At 46.8% G+C, this 1,758-nt stretch carries 1 protein-coding gene; it reads left to right on the top strand.

Annotated features, from left to right (window positions below):
• Positions 1 to 166 precede the first annotated feature (166 nt).
• Positions 167 to 1,423, top strand: coding sequence for an NRAMP family divalent metal transporter (locus tag Q338_RS12440; RefSeq protein ID WP_034296051.1), 1,257 nt, complete (start codon positions 167 to 169; stop codon positions 1,421 to 1,423).
• Positions 1,424 to 1,758 lie beyond the last annotated feature (335 nt).

Below are 1,758 nucleotides of genomic sequence, written 5' to 3' on the forward strand. Positions count from 1 at the left end.
ATTTAAACCAGTACCGCGTTGCCAGCTCCCTTATGTACTAGGTGTACACGGCGGTCGCTGTCGCCTTGTCCTGATTTAAATTGAATCCACTATATCAAAAATCCCCATTCAGGCAGCCTGAAAGCCCTTATAATCTGATTTTTTATTCAAAATTAAGGTTATCCAAATGAACACACAAACATCAAGCCCATCCACTTGGGCGAGCAAATTCCGCGCGATGGGACCAGGTATCATGATGGCTTCGGCGGCGGTGGGCGGTTCGCACATCATTATGTCTACGCAAGCAGGCGCGTTGTACGGCTGGCAACTTGCTATGATGATTATTTTGGCGAATTTGTTCAAATACCCCTTTTTCCGCTTTGGCCCACAATACACTTTGGAAACAGGCAAGAGTTTGATTCAAGGCTATGCCGAAAAAAGCCCTGTTTATTTGTGGATATTTTTGCTGCTGAATTTGTTTGCGACCGTGATTAACACGGCGGCGGTGGCGATGGTTTGCGCGGCGATTTTGAATTTTGTGCTGCCTGTGAAACTGGACATCAATGTTTTGGCAGGAATCGTGTTGGCTTCATCGGTGCTGATGTTGCTGGTGGGCCCTTATCGTTTGCTGGACAATATGTCCAAAATCATCATGGTCAGCTTAACGATTGCGACCGTAACGGCAGTCGCGATTGCCGCATCACGAGGTGCAGTTGCACCAAGCGATTACATTTCGCCATCGGCTTGGGATTTGGCAGCATTGGGATTTATCGTATCGCTGATGGGCTGGATGCCTGCACCGATTGAGATTTCTGCCGTTAATTCCATGTGGGTGGCGGCAAAAAAACAACTCAACCCCGTGAGCTACGAAGACGGCATTTTTGACTTTAACGTGGGCTACATCGTTACCGCGATTTTGGCGATAGTGTTTTTGGCATTGGGCGCGTTGGTGCAACACGGCTCGGGCGTGGAAGTGAAAATGGCGGGCGCGGCATATATTGGTCAGTTGATTGATATGTATGCGAAAACGATAGGCGAATGGTCGCGCTGGTTGGTGGCGTTTATCGCATTTGCGTGTATGTATGGCACAACCATGACGGTGGTGGACGGTTATTCGCGCAGCAATATGGAAGCCGTGCGCCTGCTCACCAAAATGGACAAAACCAATAACCGCATTTTGGCGATTTGGATTATTGCAGCGGCAATCAGCGGCATGGGCGTGATTTTGTTCTTTAAAGGCGCGGTGTTGAAAATGTTGGCGTTTGCGACTGTGGCTTCGTTTGTGAGTGCGCCGATTTTTGCTTGGTTGAATTTGTCGCTGATTCGCAAAGGCAGTACACACCCCTTGTCGGCGGCGTTGTTGTATTTGTCGTTTGTGGGTTTGATTTTCTTGACTGGGTTTACGCTGCTGTTTTTGGCGAACCAGTTGGGTTTGTTGAAATAATCTGAATGATATTTCAGGCTGCCTGACAGTACACGACAATTTTTCCAATCGCCAAAATGTAGGGTGTGTCATGCGCACCAAGTATCTGAATTATTTAAATATTGTGGTGAATTTGGTGCACACGGCTCACCCTACTGTTATTTTTATCGTGTACTTCGCTACCCTACAAAAATAAAATATTGCCTGAAATTGTTGAGATATAGCCATCTCACTCCCTCTCCTTTGGGAGAGGGCTGGGGAGCAGACCTGCCAAGTTCTTTTGGTGTAAAATGATAAAGTTAAACTAACGGTAATTTGACCATGCAAACTTTGGAAACCTACTTTTCAGAAATTGA

The sequence above is a fragment of the Alysiella crassa DSM 2578 genome, assembly GCF_000745955.1.
In the GTDB taxonomy this organism is placed as follows: Bacteria; Pseudomonadota; Gammaproteobacteria; order Burkholderiales; family Neisseriaceae; genus Simonsiella; species Simonsiella crassa.

What these genes read in the sequence shown, in the direction of transcription:
- Q338_RS12440 (WP_034296051.1), top strand. Translation starts at nt 167, where the DNA reads ATGAACACACAAACATCAAGCCCATCCACTTGGGCGAGCAAATTCCGC.